Origin of the sequence: Streptomyces sp. N35 (assembly GCF_016464295.1) — a bacterium.
Taxonomy (GTDB): Bacteria; Actinomycetota; Actinomycetes; order Streptomycetales; family Streptomycetaceae; genus Streptomyces.
Genome location: NZ_JAEIMH010000002.1, coordinates 96413 through 113691, shown reverse-complemented (window position 1 = coordinate 113691; position 17279 = coordinate 96413). Strand labels below are relative to the sequence as shown.

At 70.4% G+C, this 17279-nt stretch carries 13 protein-coding genes and 1 pseudogene; 6 read left to right on the top strand and 8 right to left on the bottom strand.

Going from position 1 to position 17279, the window contains the following annotated elements; all coding sequences use genetic code 11:
* Nucleotides 1-46: 46 nt before the first annotated feature.
* Together JAO81_RS01390 and JAO81_RS01385 are read right to left on the bottom strand one after the other, a co-directional pair.
* Complete coding sequence (locus JAO81_RS01390) at nucleotides 47-406, bottom strand: hypothetical protein (RefSeq protein ID WP_199545845.1); 360 nt, start codon at nucleotides 404-406, stop codon at nucleotides 47-49.
* A 19-nt stretch (nucleotides 407-425) separates the two neighbouring features.
* Entirely contained in the window at nucleotides 426-803 is a 378-nt protein-coding gene (locus JAO81_RS01385) for a hypothetical protein (protein ID WP_199545844.1), read from the bottom strand.
* A 179-nt stretch (nucleotides 804-982) separates the two neighbouring features.
* Between JAO81_RS01385 and JAO81_RS01380 the strand changes: the two genes are divergently transcribed.
* The gene (locus JAO81_RS01380) at nucleotides 983-1453 is read left to right on the top strand and encodes a MerR family transcriptional regulator (RefSeq protein WP_199545843.1); all 471 of its coding nucleotides are present in this window, start codon (nucleotides 983-985) and stop codon (nucleotides 1451-1453) included.
* Nucleotides 1454-1458: 5 nt separating this feature from the next.
* The gene (gene trxA / locus JAO81_RS01375; protein WP_307813106.1) at nucleotides 1459-1791 is read left to right on the top strand and encodes a thioredoxin; all 333 of its coding nucleotides are present in this window, start codon (nucleotides 1459-1461) and stop codon (nucleotides 1789-1791) included.
* Between the two features lie 43 nt (nucleotides 1792-1834).
* On the opposite strand, the gene JAO81_RS01370 is transcribed toward trxA, so the two are convergent.
* Nucleotides 1835-2725: a helix-turn-helix transcriptional regulator gene (locus tag JAO81_RS01370; protein ID WP_199545842.1), complete on the bottom strand. Its 891-nt coding sequence runs from the start codon at nucleotides 2723-2725 to the stop codon at nucleotides 1835-1837.
* 179 nt (nucleotides 2726-2904) lie between these two features.
* Between JAO81_RS01370 and JAO81_RS01365 the strand changes: the two are divergent.
* The 3 genes and pseudogenes from JAO81_RS01365 to JAO81_RS01355 all read left to right on the top strand — a co-directional run bounded on the left by JAO81_RS01365 (nucleotide 2905) and on the right by JAO81_RS01355 (nucleotide 7519).
* A pseudogene (locus tag JAO81_RS01365) lies at nucleotides 2905-3698 on the top strand (NAD(P)H-dependent oxidoreductase).
* Between the two features lie 163 nt (nucleotides 3699-3861).
* The gene (locus JAO81_RS01360) at nucleotides 3862-6117 is read left to right on the top strand and encodes a UvrD-helicase domain-containing protein (RefSeq protein WP_199545952.1); all 2256 of its coding nucleotides are present in this window, start codon (nucleotides 3862-3864) and stop codon (nucleotides 6115-6117) included.
* An 88-nt stretch (nucleotides 6118-6205) separates the two neighbouring features.
* On the top strand, nucleotides 6206-7519 hold the full coding sequence (locus JAO81_RS01355) for an SUKH-4 family immunity protein (protein WP_199545841.1): 1314 nt from the start codon (nucleotides 6206-6208) through the stop codon (nucleotides 7517-7519).
* A 99-nt stretch (nucleotides 7520-7618) separates the two neighbouring features.
* Here the strand turns inward: JAO81_RS01355 and JAO81_RS01350 are convergent, their stop codons facing one another.
* A complete protein-coding gene (locus JAO81_RS01350) occupies nucleotides 7619-8197 on the bottom strand; it encodes an alpha/beta hydrolase (protein ID WP_267912963.1) in 579 nt (192 codons plus the stop codon).
* A gap of 97 nt (nucleotides 8198-8294) precedes the next feature.
* On the opposite strand from JAO81_RS01350, the gene JAO81_RS01345 reads away from it, so the two are divergent.
* The gene (locus tag JAO81_RS01345) at nucleotides 8295-8915 is read left to right on the top strand and encodes a TetR/AcrR family transcriptional regulator (protein ID WP_199545839.1); all 621 of its coding nucleotides are present in this window, start codon (nucleotides 8295-8297) and stop codon (nucleotides 8913-8915) included.
* Nucleotides 8916-8949: 34 nt separating this feature from the next.
* Here JAO81_RS01345 and glgB read toward each other — a convergent pair whose 3' ends face one another.
* From glgB to JAO81_RS01325, 4 genes are all read right to left on the bottom strand, one after another.
* On the bottom strand, nucleotides 8950-11634 hold the full coding sequence (gene glgB / locus JAO81_RS01340) for a 1,4-alpha-glucan branching enzyme (protein WP_199545838.1): 2685 nt from the start codon (nucleotides 11632-11634) through the stop codon (nucleotides 8950-8952).
* 48 nt (nucleotides 11635-11682) lie between these two features.
* The gene (locus JAO81_RS01335; RefSeq protein WP_199545837.1) at nucleotides 11683-13113 is read right to left on the bottom strand and encodes a phosphotransferase; all 1431 of its coding nucleotides are present in this window, start codon (nucleotides 13111-13113) and stop codon (nucleotides 11683-11685) included.
* A 122-nt stretch (nucleotides 13114-13235) separates the two neighbouring features.
* Nucleotides 13236-14936, bottom strand: a complete 1701-nt coding sequence (gene treS / locus JAO81_RS01330; protein ID WP_165332211.1) for a maltose alpha-D-glucosyltransferase — start codon at nucleotides 14934-14936, stop codon at nucleotides 13236-13238.
* A 19-nt stretch (nucleotides 14937-14955) separates the two neighbouring features.
* Entirely contained in the window at nucleotides 14956-16989 is a 2034-nt protein-coding gene (locus JAO81_RS01325) for an alpha-1,4-glucan--maltose-1-phosphate maltosyltransferase (protein ID WP_199545951.1), read from the bottom strand.
* Nucleotides 16990-17279: the final 290 nt, after the last annotated feature.

Sequence of the window (17279 nt, the reverse complement as noted above, 5' to 3'; positions counted from 1 at the left end):
CGGTCAGGCCGATGCAGGGCCTGACCGGCGGCAGGGACTCAGGTCATCACGTGGCGCACGCCCCACCGGCCGGGACCGCGCGGATGGCCGTGATGGTCTGGGTGACCGTCAGCGATCTGCCGGGCGCGAGGCCGGTGTTGGGGTTGCCGCTGATGCAGTACCCCATCGTCGTCCAGTTGGTGATGTCCGTGATGGTGATGGCCGGGTCGAACGTACGGGACTCGCCCTGGGCGATCCGTTCGCTGACGAACTCCCCGTACTCGACGTAGCAGACATAGCCCTGCTGACAGGGCACGGCCTTGGCCGAGTCGGTCGCCGCACCGGCCGGTGTGCCGGTCAGGGCGCCGAGCGCGGCGGCGGTGGACAGGGCGGCTGCGATCCGCAGTCCGGTCTTGTGTCGCATCATGTGGGCCTCCGAGCCGGGATCAGGGAAGGAGCGGGCAGGCGTCGGCTGCGGGAACCGTGGTGATGCGCACGGCTCTCGTGTGGACGGACCCGTCGCCCGATGCGCCGGGCACGATCGCGAAGTTGCGGTCGGCGTCGACACAGAAGGTCGCGTCGGAGTTGTTCGTGTACGTCACGAGATCGACCGGCTTGCTGAAGCTGTACGGCAGCCCGGGCGCGATGTTCGTCGGCAGGACCTGGCCCGGAACCTGTACGCAGAGATAGCCGGACGGACAGGCGAGGGCCGCGGGGCTCACGCCCTGCGCACTGGCCGTGCCCGCGCCGAGTGCCCCGAGCGCGACGAGTGTGACGAGGGGAGTGCCGGCCGCGGCGATGCGGCGCTTGATAGTGCTTGACATGCGGAAAGGCCTCCACTGAGGGGAGCTGGGGGGTGGGGCCGGAGATCACTGTGCCAGGTCAACTGGCCCTTGGCCAGGCTTTGTTGGCGATCCGATCATGAAACCCGCGGACGTACCCGCGGACGTATCCCCGGTGGCCGCTTTCCTTGACGTCGGGGTCAAGGATTACCGTCGTATCCATGCGAATCGGCGAGCTGGCCGAGCGGGCCGGGACCACCACGCGGACGCTCAGGTACTACGAGTCACGGGGGCTGCTGCCCGCACGGCGGGGCAGCAACGGGTACCGGGCGTACGACGACAGCGATCTGCGGCTTGTCGAGCAGATCAAGGTGCTGCAGGACTTCGGGTTCGGGCTCGAGGAGACCCGGCCGTTCGTGGAGTGTCTGCGGGCCGGGCACCCGGAGGGCGACTCCTGCCCCGCCTCGCTGGCGGTCTACCGGCGCAAGCTCGACGAACTCGACGCGCTGATCGGCGAGCTCGAGTCCGTACGGACGAAGGTGCGCGGCCAGCTGGAGCGCGCCGAGCGGGCGCGGGCCCGGCTCGCGGCCGAGGCCGGGACGCCCGGCGGTCCTGATCCGCTGTGCGAGCTGGCCGATGCGACGGCATCCGCAGGGAACGACACGACATCTACAGGTGATAAGGGGTGGTGAGGACCGTGGTGAAGGCAGAAGGCGTGCCCGAGGTGACCGACGCGGATTTCGAGCAGGAGGTGCTGAAGGCGGAGCTGCCCGTGCTCGTCGAGTACACGGCGTCATGGTGCGGACCCTGCCGTCAGCTGGCACCCGTGCTCAGTGAGATCGCCCGCGAGGAGGGCGAGCGCCTGAAGGTGGTGCAGCTGGACGTGGACGCCAACCCCGGTACGACGACGGCGTACGGCGTCCTGTCGATGCCCACGCTCATGGTGTTCAAGGGCGGCGAGCCGGTGTGGCAGGTGGTCGGCGCCCGCCCCAAGCGCAAGCTGCTCGCCGAGCTGGCGGATGTGGTCTGACCGCTGAGCGTCGGGGCCCGGGGCGCGCCGCGCCCCGGGCCGCTCAACTTCCGGCGGCCCGGCGGTCCTTGGCGGCCGGCCGCGCTCGCCGCACCTCGCCACCGTCCGCACTCAGCCCCGCGAGCAGCCGCAGCCCGTCCTCGGTGGGGCTGCCGGGAGGTGCGGACAGCACGATGAGCTCCATGCCCGGGGCGTCGGGCAGCGCGAAGTTCTCCTGGTGCAGTTCGAGCAGCCCGACCAGCGGATGCCGGTAGGCCTTGCGGCCATGGGTGCGGGCCCGCACATCCGCACGTGCCCACAGCCGGCGGAACCGCTCGCTGCCCATCGCCAACTCGCCGATCAGCGAGGCGAGTCGGGGGTCGTCCGGGTACTGTCCGGCGGACAGGCGCAGATGTCCGACCACGTCGAGGGTGCACTGCTCCCAGTCCGCGTACAGACCGCGTTCGGCCTCCTCGAGGAAGATGTGCCGGGCGGTGTTCAGGCCCTCCGCCGGCCGCCCGTAGAGCAGCTCGGCGAGACGGTTCCCGGCGCGTACGTCCAGGCGATGGTCCATGATCAGCGCGGGTGCGCCGGTCACCAGGTCGAGCACGCGCAGCAGCTCGGGACGGATCCGCCCGGCCGGCGCCTTCGCACGGCGGCGGCGCTGCCGCGCGAGCCGGTCGAGGTGCTCGCGCTCGGTCTCGTCCAGGCCGAGCACGCGGGCGAGCGCGTCGAGCACCTGCTCGGAGGGCTGCGTGGCGCGGCCCTGCTCCAGGCGTACGTAGTAGTCGACGCTCACTCCGGACAGGTGCGCGACCTCCTCGCGGCGCAGCCCGGCGACCCGCCGACGGCTGTCCGTGGGGATGCCGACGGCCGCCGGGTCGACCCGGGAGCGCCGCGTCCGCAGAAAGCCCGCCAGATCCTCCGCCGCTCCGAGTTCCGTGTGATCGTCCATGCCTTCAAGTATGGGCTCGCGCTTGCTCTTGAAGGTGGCCCTGCCAGTACCAGGAAGTCCCGTCCTACGGAAAGGGCGTCCCTGAACACCCGGCGCCGCAGCGTCCAGGATCGAAGCATCCGATCCGCAGCATCCGCAGCACACGCAGCATCCGATGCGTTCGAAGCCAGGGAGTTCTCATGAAGACGCTGATCGTCCACGCCCACCCCGAGCCCCGGTCGCTCAACAGCTCCCTCAAGGATCTCGCGGTGTCCACCTTGGAGGGCGCCGGGCACGAGGTGCGGGTGAGCGACCTGTAGGGAGCGCCCTGACCGCGATGAACGGGAAGGCGGCGGGGGACGCCGAGGACTACGGCCCCGACGCGAAGAGCCGCCTCAAAGTGCCCGCCGACTCGGGCCGTGCCTTCGAGCACGGCACGCTCGCCGCGGACGTCCGCGCCGAGCAGGAGAAGCTGCTGTGGGCGGACACGGTCATCTTCCAGTTCCCGCTGTGGTGGTACTCGATGCCGGCCATCCTCAAGGGCTGGGTGGACCGGGTGTTCACCTACCGCTTCGCGTACGGCGTCGGCGAGCACAGCGAGACCAAGTACGGCGAGCGGTACGGCGAAGGCACCCTCGCGGGCAAGCGGGCCCTGCTGTCGGTGACCGTCGGCGGCCCGGAAGCGCACTACGGCCCTCGCGGCATCAACGGGCCCATCGACGATCTGTTGTTCCCGATCCAACACGGGATCCTCTACTACCCGGGCATCGAGTCGCTGCCGCCCTTCGTCCTGTACGGCACCGACCGGATGACCGACGACGAGTTCGGGGACGTCGCCAAGGCGTGGAAGGAGCGGCTGCTCACTCTGGAGGCGACCGAGCCGATCCCGTTCCGCCGGCAGAACTTCGGTGACTACGAGCTTCCGTCCCTGCAGCTGAAGGAGGGCCTGGAGCCCGCGGGCCGGACGGGATTCGGGCTGCACGTGCGCGGCTGAGCCGGAGGGCGTGAGCGGAAACAAAAAAGCCCCGGACTGTTTGCAGCCGGGGTATTTCCGCGCGTATATTGAGTGTTTCTGTGCGCACAGAAAGGGGCCTCTCGCGGAGGCCCAACGAACACACCATATCGCGCGAGGAGTCGAATTGTCAACGTCCGAAGAGCTGCGAAGCGAGCAGGAATTCGTGGCCCGTGTGTATGCGCGTCTCGGGCAGCTCCAGGCGGCGGCCGAGCAGTCCGCCGAGTCGGCGCTTGCGCAGGTCGGGACCGGGCGGCAGGCGCGGCTCGAGCGCGATGTCGCGGTCATCGAGAAGGGTCGTCTGGTCGCCGAGCTGAACGGTGTGGAGAACGGACTGGTCTTCGGGCGCATTGATCTCAATCACCCCGACAATCTGGTCGAGGAACGGGACAACTTTCACATCGGCCGTATCGGAATCCGCGCCGAGGACGCAGAGCGGACCCCGATTCTGATCGACTGGCGTGCCGATGTCGCCCGGCCTTTCTATCTCGCGACCAGCCATGTGCCGATGGGTCTGCGCCGCCGCCGGCACATCACCATGCAGGGGCATGAGGTCGTCGCGCTGCACGACGAGATCCTCGACCTGAGCGACGAGGAGCGCACCGGCTTCGAGGACCCCAACGGCGACGCCGTGCTGCTCGCCGCCCTCAACGCCGCGCGTACGGGGCGCATGGGCGACATCGTGCAGACCATCCAGGCCGAACAGGACCGGATCATCCGCGCACCGCACCAGGGTGTCCTGGTGGTGGAGGGCGGGCCCGGCACCGGCAAGACGGCGGTCGCGCTGCACCGGGCCGCGTATCTGCTGTACGCGCAGCGTGAACTGCTCGCCAAGCGCGCCGTGTTGATCGTCGGACCCAATCCGGCCTTCCTCGGCTACATCGGCGAGGTGCTGCCCTCGCTGGGTGAGACCGGGGTGCTGCTCGCGACGGTCGGTGAGCTCTTTCCCGGGGTGAAGGCGACCGGCGAGGACACCCAGGAAGCGGCCGAGGTGAAGGGCCGGGCCGCGATGGCGGAGGTCCTCGCTTCGTACGTACGCGATCGCCAGTCCGTGCCCGACACGGTCCTGGAGATCGACCACGAGGACCACGGCACGCTGCTCCTCGACCGCGCGATGGCCGAGGAGGCGCGGACGGCCGCGCGCGAGATGCGGCTGCCGCACAATCTGGCCCGGCCGTACTTCGCGTTCCGGATCATCGACGCCCTGACCGAGCAGCTCGTCGAGCGCATCGGCGCGGATCCGTTCGGCGGCCCGAACCTGCTCGGTCCCGACGACATCGCCCAGCTGGGCAAGGACGTCGCGACCAGCGCAGCGGTGCACAGCGCCGTCGCGGACCTGTGGCCGGAGATGACCGCGCAGCAGCTCGTACGGGAGTTCCTCGCCGACCCGGTCGGGTATCTCACGGACGCCGACGCCGAGTTGATCCGGCGCACCGGCGGGCCCTGGACCGCCGCCGACATCCCGCTGCTCGACGAGGCCGCGGAACTGCTCGGCGTGGACGACTCCGCCGAGCGGGCCCGCCAGGAAGCCGAGCGGCAGCGGCGGATCGAGTACGCGCAGGGCGTGCTCGACATGTCCTTCGCCTCGCGTACCTATGAGTTCGAGGACAAGGAGGAGCTCGACGAGGACGCCGCCGAGGTGCTCTCCGCGCACGACATCATCGACGCCGAGCGGATGGCCGAGCGTCAGGAGGAGGAAGATCTGCGCAGCGCCGCCGAGCGGGCCGCGGCGGACCGGACCTGGGCCTTCGGGCACATCATCGTGGACGAGGCGCAGGAGCTGTCGGCGATGGCGTGGCGGCTGCTGATGCGGCGCTCGCCCACCAAGTCGATGACGCTGGTGGGCGATCCGGCGCAGACCGGGGACGCCGCGGCGCTCGGCTCGTGGTCCTCGATCCTCGCGCCGTACGTGGGCGACCGCTTCGAGCATGTACGGCTGCGCGTCAACTACCGCACTCCGTCCGAGGTGATGGACCTCGCCGCGGCCGTGCTGCGCAGCATCCACCCGGGCCTCGAACCGCCGCGTTCGGTGCGGTCGACGGGCGTGGCGCCGCGGTTCGTCTCCGTATCGGCGTCGGAACTCGCCTCGCGTACGGGTGAGTTGGTGGCCGAGTTCCTGCCCGAGGAGGGCCGCCTCGCGGTCATCGCCCCGCGCGAGCTCCACAGGGAGCTGGCCGCGCATCTGCCGGGGGTGACGCCCGGCGGCGCCCCGGACCTGACGCACCGCGTGGTGCTGCTCGACGCACGGCAGTCGAAGGGCCTGGAGTTCGACTCCGTCCTCGTGGTCGAGCCGGGAGCGTTGCATGCCTCGGATCTGTACGTGGCGCTCACCCGGGCCACGCAGACGCTGGGCGTGCTGCACAGCGCCGAACTGCCGGACGGGCTGCGGGCGTTGTCGTAGCGGGAGGCGTGGTCCGGCCGGCGGCGATGCCGTCCGGCCTCCGTCTCCCGGCCGGGGCGATGTCAGACCCGGATGACAGCATGCGGGCATGACCGAACTCCTGAACGAAGTCCTGGAAGATCCTCGGAAGTTGCTCGACGCCGAACGCGCAGCCGTGCGCGAGCACCTCGACGGCGGGGGAGCCGGGACGGGGCGGGAGATCTTCCTCCAGGCCGAGGCGGTCTTCGGCGGCGCGGACGTGCCGCGCGCCGAGTTCGCCTCCTGGCTGCACTTCGCCGCGAAGATGCTCGGCGAGCACGCCTACGCCGAGCGGATCGCCGCCGCCGAGCCGGGAATGCCGTGGCGGACGGTCTGGGCCTGGTGGCGGCCGGTGAACGGGTTTGTGGCGCAGCCGAGTCTGACCGGCTACGACGGGGTCGAGGATCGTCATGGATACGGGGACGAGATCCTGCTCGAAGTCCGTACGTTTTTCGGCAGGTCGCGGCTCTGGCTGGACGAGGCGACGGGCCGCCAGGTCCCCGCACCGGACGCCGACGCGCTGACGTCCACACCCTGGGAGAATCCGGCGGACGACGTTCCGGACCTGATCGACTTGGAGCTCGCCGCCCCCGAGTGCTGGGAGAACTCGTGGAGCGTCCGGGTCGTCGACGGCCGGACGCGGCATCTCGTGCAGAGCGTGCACGGTATCGCGCTGATCGAGACGGACCCGAAGGTGCTCGCGGACTGGCCGCGCGGCGAGAACGACTGGTCCTCGGCCGAGGAGGGTTCGCCCGGCCCCGCGCCCAGCCCGGTACGCCCCATGGGTTCGCTCACCACCGCCCGCCTCGTGGAGTCCTTCGGCGAGAAGCGGGTGCGGAGGATCCCCGAGGAGGAGCTGCCGGCCGGCGTCGAGCATGCCGGGACCCGGGCGTTCCTGCGGGACGTCGGGGTGCCCACGCACTGGGCCTGCCACGGCGGGCGGTTCCGGCTGAACGCGCTCGACGCCTGGCTGCCGCCCGCCGAGGGCGACCTGTCCGAGGACGGGCTGCCGGCGGGCGTCACGGCCGCGGACCTGCTGGCCTTCGCCGGGATCGACTACGGCAAGGTGTATCTGCACCGCAGCGAAGGCTCCGTCCACATATGGACCAGGACGACCACGCCGAGCGGCAGCGGGCAGCCCTTCCTGATCCGGATCGCACCCGACCTGGACGTCTTCACCCGCTGCCTGGAGGCGATCCACCGTTACCGCAACGCCTGTTGGCACCCGTATCCCGACGAGGGCGACCAGGAGGAGCTGGCCCAGGTGTACTTGGCGGAGATGGAGGAGCTTGCCCCGGGTCTGTTCGAGCTGGGCACCCCGAGCGGCGAACTGTGGAGCCGGCTGTACGCCGGGATCACGGAGCTGAGCGAGGACGGGTTCTGAGGCCGGGCGCCTCCCGTGGCACCCGCCCGCGGCACCGGGGCGGCGCATGTGCGCGCGACCTCGGTGCCGCTCCGTACGGCAGGCGTCAGGTTGTCGGCTTCAGCTCCGCAGGGCGTCCTGGACCAACCGGAGCGCCTCGGGCAGCTGGGTCCGCGTGCCGTCGGTGCTGGGGAAGTGGCCGCCTTCGGCCGGGACGGTGGCCGTGGCGCCCAGTTCGGTCACGAACTTCATGATGTGCTCGCTGGTGGCCGCCCCCGTGACCGGGTCGTCCGCCGCGTGCAGAATCCGGAAGGACTTGGCGGCCCGGCGGATGCGGGCCCAGTCGAAGTCCGGCTCGAAGAACGGAGCCAGGGCGTCGTAGCCGACCTCACCCGCCATCGAGGCGACCAGGACCACTCCGGCGTAGGGCCCCTCGGCCTCGACGTCATGCTGCTGCAGCAGGCGCAGCACATTGACCCCGCCGAGGCTGTGCCCCACCAGGACGGTGTCGGCGGCCGGGGCCTGCGCGGTCTGTGCGGTCAGGGCCTCCAGCCAGCCATCGGCCGAGGGGGCCTGCGGGCTCGGCAGCTGCGGGACGTGCACCTCGTGGCCCGCGGAGCCCAACTCGGCCTGGAGATACGGGTACCAGTGATCCGTGCTGTTCATGGCGAATCCGTGCGAAACAACAACCGTGCTCATGACTCTCCCCCACAACATCGGCGCTCTTCCGAGCCGCTCAATCGAAACGCTACGTCGCGTTTCGATAAGAAGCTATCACGCTGCTACGGTGACGCTCGTGTCCACCGAGAACGCCCCCAGCCACCCGCCCTCCGACCCCCGCCGCACCGGCGGGCGGGTGCGGAGTCAGAACGCGCAGGACGCGGTGCTCGCCGCGGCCGTCGCGCTCCTGGAGGAGGTCGGCTACCAGGGCGTCACGATCGAGGGCGTGGCCAGGCGCGCGAATGTCGCGAAGAGCACCATCTACCGCTGGTGGAAGTCCAAGCCCACCCTCGTCATGGACGCCTACCGGCAGACCGTCGAACGGCGCATGCCCTCGCCGGACACCGGCACCCTCGCCGGCGACCTCGCGGTGTTCGTCGCCGAGCTCTACCGGGTCGGTGAACACCCGGTGCGGATCAAGGCACTTCGCGGCCTGATGGCGGAGGCCCAGCTCGATCCCGCCTTCGCGGAGCCCTTCGGCCAGTGGGTGGAAAGCCGCCGCGACGTGATCCGCGGGCTACTGGCGAAAGGGATCGAGCGCGGCGAACTGCCCGCCGGCACCGACCTTGACTATGCGGTCGACCAGATCTTCGGACCGTTCTGGTACCGCCTGCTCGTCGGCCATGCCCCGCTGGACCCGGCCGACGCGCCCGTCCATGTCACCCTCCTCCTCCAGGGGTGGCGCGGCACCAACTGATCAACGCGGTCCGCTCACCGGGGGAGCCCTCTCCTCACGCCGGCCGCAGCCATACCGTCGACAGCGGCGGCAGCACGAGCCGCAGGCTCGCCGGGCGGCCGTGCGCGCCCACGGGGTCGGGCTTCAGCGATCCGGGGGTGGCCACACCGCCGCCGCCGTACGCGGCCGCGTCGGTGTTCAGGACCTCCTGCCAGGCGGGCACTTCGTCGGGCACGCCGAGCCGGTAGTCGTGCCGGACGACCGGCGAGAAGTTGGACACGGCGAGCAGGGGTGAGCCCTCGGCGTCGTAGCGCAGGAACGCGAAGACGTTGTCCTCGGCCGCATCGCCCTCCACCCAGGCGAAGCCCCCGGGATCGGTGTCGCGCTGCCACAGGGCCGGCGTCGCGCGGTACACGGTGTTGAGGTCGCGGACCAGGTCCCGTACGCCCCGGTGGTCCGGCTCGGCCCCGTACCCGGGATCGAGCAGCCACCAGTCGGGCCCGTGCGCCTCCGACCACTCGGCGCCCTGTGCGAACTCCTGGCCCATGAACAGGAGTTGCTTGCCGGGGTGTGCCCACATGAAGCCGAGATACGCGCGGTGGGTGGCGCGCTGCTGCCACCAGTCGCCGGGCATCTTCGACACCAGTGAACGCTTGCCGTGCACGACCTCGTCGTGCGAGATCGGCAGCACGTAGTTCTCGCTGTACGCGTACACCATCGAGAAGGTCATCTCGTTGTGGTGGTGCTTGCGGTGGACCGGCTCGTGCTGCACATAGCCGAGCGAGTCGTGCATCCAGCCCATGTTCCATTTGAGGCCGAAGCCGAGGCCGCCGAAGCCGCCGGGGCCCTCGTGGTGGGTCGCGCGGGTCACGCCGTCCCAGGCCGTGGACTCCTCGGCGATCGTCACGACGCCCGGTACGCGGCGGTAGAGCGTCGCGTTCATCTCCTGCAGGAACGCCACCGCGTCCAGGTTCTCGCGGCCGCCGTGCACGTTCGGCGTCCACTGGCCGTGTTCGCGGGAGTAGTCGAGGTAGAGCATCGAGGCGACCGCGTCCACACGCAGGCCGTCGATGTGGAACTCCTCGCACCAGTACAGGGCGTTGGCCACAAGGAAGTTGCGGACCTCGTTTCGGCCGTAGTCGAACTCCAGGGTGCCCCAGTCGGGGTGCGCGGCACGGAGCGGGTCCTCGTGCTCGTACAGCGGACGGCCGTCGAACTCCGCGAGCGCCCAGTCGTCGCGCGGGAAGTGCGCGGGCACCCAGTCCATCAGGACGCCGATCCCGGCCTGGTGCAGCGCGTCGACCAGGTACTTGAAGTCGTCCGGTGTGCCGAGGCGGGCGGTCGGCGCGTAGAAGCCGGTGACCTGGTAGCCCCAGGAGCCGCCGAACGGATGCTCGGCGACCGGCATCAGCTCGACATGGGTGAAGCCCAAGTCCTTGACATAGGCCGGGAGTTGTTCGGCGAGCTGCCGGTACGTGAGCCCCGGGCGCCACGACGCCAGGTGCACCTCGTAGACGGAGAACGGGCTCTCGTGCGCGGCCCGCTCGGTTCGCCGCGTGATCCACTCCTCGTCGTCCCACGCGTGGTGCGAGCGGTGGATGACCGAGGAGTTGGCCGGAGGCACCTCTGTGCGCCGGGCCATCGGGTCGGCGCGGAAGGTCATCGAGCCGTCGGGCCGGGTGATCTGGAACTTGTAGAGCTCGCCCTCGCCGACCCCCGGCACGAACAGCTCCCAGATCCCCGACGAGCCGAGCGACCTGAGCGGGAAGCCGGTGCCGTCCCAGTAGTTGAAGTTCCCGACGACCCGTACCCCCTGGGCGTTGGGCGCCCATACGGTGAAGCGGGTGCCGGCCACGTCCTGGTGGGTCATCGGCTCGGCGCCGAGCACCGTCCACAGCTCCTCGTGGCGGCCCTCGCCGATCAGGTGCAGATCGAACGCGCCGATCGCGGGCAGGAAGCCGTACGGGTCGGGGGTCTCGAAGTCGTTGTCCTCGTACGAGACGATCAGGCGGTAGTCGGGGACGGACCGCAGCGGCAGCACTCCGGAGAAGAACCCGCCCCCGTCGTCGTCCAGTTGGGCCCGCAGGCCTTCGGTGGCCACCGTCACCTGCCGCGCGTACGGACGCAGCACACGGAACACCACACCCTCGGGGTGCGGATGCGCGCCGAGCACGGAGTGCGGATCGTGATGGGTGCCCGCGAGGAGGCGGTCGCGGTCCGTGAAGGGCAGCGCCGAGGGTGCCTGCGGCGGCGGTTCGGGCGCGATCGGCCCGGACGCGGCGGACGAGACGGCCACGGTGGGTTCGGCGGGCGCGGGCTCGGCGGCGCGGGGGCCGGGTACGGCCGGGGGGAGAGGGAGCGCGGGGGTGGTGGCGGAGGGCTCCTTGGCGACGGGCTTCCTCGCGGCGCCCTTCTTCGCGACGCCCTCCTTCGCGACGGGCTTCTTGCCGGGTGCCTTCGCCGTCGCGGTCTCCTTGGCGGGGCTCTTCTCGGCGGCGGGCTTCTTCGCCACCGCCTTCTTCGCCGTGGTCTCCTCGACCGGTCCCTTCTTGGCCGTGGCCGCCTTCTTCGCCACCGCCTCCTTCCCCACGGGGGGCTTCCCCGTCGCCGCCTTCTTCGTGGCCGCCTTCTTCGACTGCCGGGGAACGGCCGCCTCGTCCGGCGCGGCCTTCCCTGCGCCCCTCTTCGCGGACCGGACGGGCTTCTCGGGGGGCTGGGGCTCGGGTGGGCGCGTACTCACGGGTGAGGCCTCCTCGGGGGGCTTACGGACGTGTCGTACGGGGGGCGTTCAGTTGTCGTGGGAGAGCCTGCGGATCGCCGCCATCGGGACCGGCAGCCAGTCGGGACGGTGGCGGGCTTCGTACAGGAGCTCGTACACGGCCTTGTCGGTCTCGAAGGCACGGAGCAGAGCGGGATACGCGTACGGATCGCCGCCCCCGCCGGCCGCGTACCCGGCGCAGTACGCCGCCCGGCACTCCTCGGCCCACCGGGGCGCCCACGGCATGGGGGTCCCCTCTGCTCGAACGGAGTTGAGAGCCTGGGGGCGCGAGCGCGCCGCGTAGTCGAAGGAACGGAGCATGCCCGCCACGTCCCGCACCGCGGGCTGGGGCTTGCGCCGCTCGGCCAGCGGCCGGGCCGGTTCGCCCTCGAAGTCGATCAGGTTCCAGGAGCCGTCGGCCGTCCGCAGACACTGGCCGAGGTGCAGATCGCCGTGCACCCGCTGGGCGAACAGGTCGTCTGCGTCCGGGAGTTCGCGCAGCTCCTCGAACGCGGCCCCGAGCGAGGGGACATAGGGCCGCAGCATCGGCACGTCCTGGGCCGTGGCCCGCAGCCGTTCCAGCATCGCGTCCGCGATCTGCTCCCGTTGCGGAGGCCCGAGCGAGACCGTCGGTGCGGCGCTCGCGAGCGCCGCGTGCACCTCCGCGGTGGCCCGGCCGAGCATATGCGCCTCCGTGCGGAAGTCGTCGCCCTTGGCCAGGGTCCGCAGCGCCAGCTCCCAGCCGTCCTCGGCCCCGGCGAGAAACGGCTGGAGCACCCCGAGCGTCAGCGGCTCCGTGCCTTCGAGCTCCGCGGTGCACCAGGCGGCCGGCGCCGGCACCCGGGAGCAGCCCTCGCGGGCCAGCAGGAGCGGCAGTTCGAGGTCGGGGTTGACGCCGGGGACGACCCGGCGCAGCAGCTTCAGGATGAACCTTTCGCCGTACACCAGCGAGGAGTTGGACTGCTCGGCGCCCAGCGTCCGGGGTGCAAGGCCGCCCGGCACATCGGCGCCCGGGGCGAGCTCGAAGCGCAGCACCCCGCTGCGGCCGGGCGTCCGTAACCGTTCGAGCAGCAGCGTGGCGACCCGCGGGTCGTGCAGCCCCTCGTACACCGCGTACCCGGCGAGCGGCCCGTGCTCGGGGTGGCCGATCAGGGCCGGGGCCAGATGGGGTGGCAGCGTGCGGCGGATCCCGAGGAGCAGCTGATAGCAGTCGCCGGGCCCCGGGGCGGCCTCTCCTTGCGCGGGCACGGTCGGCTGCTGCGCCCGTACGAGCAGATGCAGCAGCCCGGACGGCAGCAGTTCGGTCGACGCCACCAGCGAGAACCCCGTGACCGGCCGCCCCTTGCCCGCGAACCAGCGCTGCCGCGGCAGCCAGGCGCGCAGCAGGGGATCGAGCGAGGCGAGCAGATCGGGCCGGGCGCTCTCGTACCCGGCGGCCGGGCGGATGACGGCTTCCGACATGGCGTGCTTCCTTTCCCCGTACGGGTGGGGGAGCTGTGCCTGGAGACGGCCTCGCGGACCGGGAGGCCACCGTTTCCCGGTGACCGGGACGGGCGATGCCAAACCCGCCCCGGACACCCAAACTACGCGGGATCGGTCCGCAGCCGGAACCAGTAGAACCCGTGCCCGGCAAGGGTGAGCAGATACGGCAGCTCACCGATCGCCGGGAAGCGCACCCCGCCGATCAGCTCCACGGGATGCCGGCCGTTGAAGGCCTGCAGGTCGAGTTCGGTGGGCTGCGGGAAGCGCGAGAAGTTGTGCACGCACAGGACCAGATCGTCGCCGTGCTCGCGCAGGAAGGCCAGCACGGCCGGGTTGGACGAGGGCAGTTCGGTGTACGAGCCGAGGCCGAACGCCGGGTTCTGCTTACGGATCTCGATCATCCGGCGCGTCCAGTGCAGGAGAGAGGACGGCGAGGACATCGCGGCCTCGACGTTCGTCACCTGGTAGCCGTAGACCGGATCCATGATCGTCGGCAGCGAGAGCCGACCCGGATCACAGGAAGAGAAGCCGGCGTTGCGGTCGGGCGTCCACTGCATGGGGGTCCGTACGGCGTCCCGGTCGCCGAGCCAGATGTTGTCGCCCATCCCGATCTCGTCGCCGTAGTACAGGATCGGCGACCCCGGCAGCGATAGGAGCAGAGCCGTGAACAGCTCGATCTGGTTGCGGTCGTTGTCGAGCAGCGGCGCGAGCCGCCGGCGGATGCCGATGTTGGCGCGCATCCGCGGGTCCTTGGCGTACTCGGCGTACATGTAGTCGCGCTCTTCGTCCGTGACCATTTCGAGCGTGAGCTCGTCGTGGTTGCGCAGGAAGATGCCCCACTGGCAGCCGGCCGGGATCGCCGGGGTCTTGGCGAGGATCTCCGAGACCGGATAGCGCGACTCACGCCGTACGGCCATGAAGATCCGCGGCATCACCGGGAAGTGGAAGGCCATATGGCATTCGTCGCCGCCCTCCTCGAACGAGCCGAAGTAGTCGACGACGTCCTCGGGCCACTGGTTCGCCTCGGCGAGCAGCACGGTGTCCGGGTAGTGCGCGTCGATCTCCTTGCGGACCCGCTTGAGCAGCTCGTGCGTACGCGGCAGGTTCTCGCAGTTGGTGCCCTCCTCGGCGAAGAGGTAGGGCACCGCATCGAGCCGGAAGCCGTCGATGCCCAGGTCGAGCCAGAACCTCAGCGCCGAGACGATCTCCTCCTGCACGGCCGGGTTCTCGAAGTTGAGGTCCGGCTGGTGGGAGAAGAAGCGGTGCCAGAAGTACTGCTTGCGGACCGGGTCGAAGGTCCAGTTGGACGTCTCGGTGTCGACGAAGATGATCCGTGCGTCCTGGTACTGCTTGTCGTCGTCCGCCCAGACGTAGTAATCGCCGTACGGGCCATCGGGGTTGGAGCGCGACTCCTGGAACCACGGATGCTGGTCGCTCGTGTGGTTCATGACGAAGTCGATGATCACGCGCATGCCGCGCTGGTGGGCGGCGTCCACGAACTCGACGAAGTCCGCGAGGTCCCCGAAGTCCGGCAGGACGGCGGTGTAGTCGGAGACGTCGTAGCCGCCGTCGCGCAGCGGCGAGGCGAAGAACGGCGGCAGCCAGAGGCAGTCCACGCCGAGCCACTGGAGATAGTCCAGCTTGGCGGTGATGCCCTTGAGGTCGCCGATGCCGTCGCCGTTGCTGTCCTGGAAGGACCGGACGAGGACCTCGTAGAAGACGGCGCGCTTGAACCAGTCGGGGTCCCGGTCCCTCGCAGGGGTGTCCTCGAAGGTGTCCGGGACGGGCTCATTGACGATCATATGTGGGTGACCCTCCGATTCACGGCGAGGACGGTCGCAGGACGGTGAGGATGTGAGCGGGCGATCGGCCCGGCTCCAGACGCACGTAGTTGGCCCTGCCCCAGTGGTAGACCTCGCCGGTGAGTTCATCGCGTACCGCGGTGAACTCGTGCCAGTCGAAGCCCAGTTGCGGCATGTCCAACGAGACGGTGGCCTCCTGGGTGTGGTGCGGGTCCAGGTTCACGACCACCACAACCGTGTTCGGGCCATGGGTTTTCGAGTACGCGAGGATCTGGTCGTTGTCCACGTCGTGCAGGTGGATCCGCCGCAGCTGACGCAGGGCCGGACTGGTGCGGCGGATGCTGTTGAGGCGGGTGATGAGGGGCGCGATGGTCCGTCCCTCGCGTTCGGCCGCCGCCCAGTCGCGCGGTTTGAGCTGGTACTTCTCGGAGTGCAGATACTCCTCGCTGCCCGGCCGTACCGGAACGTTTTCGCACAGCTCGTAGCCGCTGTACACGCCCCAGGTGGGGGACAGGGTGGCGGCGAGCACGGCTCGCACCTCGAAGGCCGGACGGCCGCCGTCCTGCAGATACGCGTGCAGGATGTCCGGCGTGTTCACGAAGAAGTTCGGGCGCATGTAGTGCGCCGTCTCGCGCGCCAACTCCTGGGCGTACTCGGCGAGTTCGTGCTTCTCATTACGCCAGGTGAAGTACGTGTACGACTGCTGGAAGCCGATCGCGGCCAGGGTGCGCATCATCGCGGGCCGGGTGAACGCCTCGGCCAGGAAGATCACATCGGGGTCGGTGCGGCGGATCTCGCCGAGCACCCGCTCCCAGAACACCACCGGTTTCGTATGCGGGTTGTCGACGCGGAAGATCCGTACTCCGTGGTCCATCCAGTGCCGCAGGACGCGCAGCGTCTCCTTGACGAGACCGGGCATGTCCTTGTCGAAGGCGATCGGATAGATGTCCTGGTACTTCTTCGGCGGGTTCTCGGCGTACGCGACCGTGCCGTCCGGACGGTGATGGAACCAGTCCGGGTGCTTGTCCACCCAGGGGTGGTCGGGGGAGCACTGGAGCGCGAAGTCGAGGGCGATCTCGAGCCGTAGCTCACGGGCCTTGCCGACGAAGGCGTCGAAGTCGTCGATCGTGCCGAGATCCGGGTGGATCGCGTCATGGCCGCCGTCGGGCGAGCCGATCGCCCACGGCACGCCCACGTCGTCCGGCTCGGGCGAGAGGGTGTTGTTGCGGCCCTTGCGGAAGGTGGTCCCGATGGGGTGGATCGGCGGCAGGTACACCACGTCGAAACCCATCGCGGCGATCGCGGGCAGCCGCTCGGCGGCGGTCGCGAAGGTGCCGCCGGTGTAGGTGCCGTCGGGGTTCTCGCGGACACCCTCGGAGCGCGGGAAGAACTCGTACCACGAGCCGAAGAGGGCGCGCGGGCGCTCCACGAGGAGGGGCAGGTCGGCGGACGCGCTGACGAACTCCCGCAGCGGACGGTCGGCGAGCGCCGCGCTGACCTGCGGGGTCAGCGCCGCCGCGAGCCGGGCGCTCGGCGGGCGCCGGGTGTCGCGCAGGGCGTCGGCCGCCTCGAGGACGGTGTCCTTGAGGGGCTTGGGTATGTTCTCGGCCGCGCGCTCATGGAGCAACGCGCCTTCCTCCAGGACGAGTTCGGTGTCGAGCCCGGCCGGAATCTTGATGCCCGCGTGGTGCCGCCAGGTCGAGACCGGATCGCCCCAGGCCTCCACGCGGTACGTCCAGATGCCCTCGCGGTCCGCGGTGACCTCGGCGCCCCAGCGGTCGGTGCCGGGGGCCAGTTCGCGCATCGGGGTCCACGGCCCTTCCCGGCCGTCCGGGTCGACGAGGACCACATTGGCGGCCACGGCGTCATGGCCCTCGCGGAAGACGGTGGCGCTGACCTGGAAGGTCTCGCCCGCCACGGATTTGGCGGGGCGCCGGCCGCAGTCGACCAGGGGCTGGACGTCCAGGACGGGGATGCGTCCGATGGTCCCCGGGGGTCCGGGTGGGCCAGGGGGTCCGGACGTTCCTGACGTTCCGGGGGTTCCGGTGGGCATGCTCACGCTTGAGTTCACGACATCACCTGGGGGTGGGGTGGTCGGGTGGCGGAGGTGCTGCGAGGAGCCGGTACGGGCTGGTACCGGGGGAGCCTTCCACGCGTACGGGGTGGGCAATCCGGGGCTTTGTTAACTACTGGCGCGTATGAGTGCAGACAGTTCGACCGGGGGGCGTACGGGCAAGCGAGTACCCCGTTGCGCACACAAGTCGACTTATGGCGTGAACGCAAGACGGGCCTCCCCCCCCGCCCCCGGGGGGGGGGCCCGGGGGAGGGCGGTGCTTTTGCGGG

Bases quoted from the DNA above. Each gene is read 5' to 3' on its own strand.
- JAO81_RS01390 (WP_199545845.1), bottom strand. From the start codon at position 406: ATGATGCGACACAAGACCGGACTGCGGATCGCAGCCGCCCTGTCCACC.
- JAO81_RS01385 (WP_199545844.1), bottom strand. From the start codon at position 803: ATGTCAAGCACTATCAAGCGCCGCATCGCCGCGGCCGGCACTCCCCTC.
- JAO81_RS01380 (WP_199545843.1), top strand. From the start codon at position 983: ATGCGAATCGGCGAGCTGGCCGAGCGGGCCGGGACCACCACGCGGACG.
- JAO81_RS01370 (WP_199545842.1), bottom strand. From the start codon at position 2,725: ATGGACGATCACACGGAACTCGGAGCGGCGGAGGATCTGGCGGGCTTT.
- JAO81_RS01355 (WP_199545841.1), top strand. From the start codon at position 6,206: ATGACCGAACTCCTGAACGAAGTCCTGGAAGATCCTCGGAAGTTGCTC.
- JAO81_RS01350 (WP_267912963.1), bottom strand. From the start codon at position 8,197: ATGAGCACGGTTGTTGTTTCGCACGGATTCGCCATGAACAGCACGGAT.
- JAO81_RS01335 (WP_199545837.1), bottom strand. From the start codon at position 13,113: ATGTCGGAAGCCGTCATCCGCCCGGCCGCCGGGTACGAGAGCGCCCGG.
- treS (WP_165332211.1), bottom strand. From the start codon at position 14,936: ATGATCGTCAATGAGCCCGTCCCGGACACCTTCGAGGACACCCCTGCG.
- JAO81_RS01325 (WP_199545951.1), bottom strand. From the start codon at position 16,989: ATGCCCACCGGAACCCCCGGAACGTCAGGAACGTCCGGACCCCCTGGC.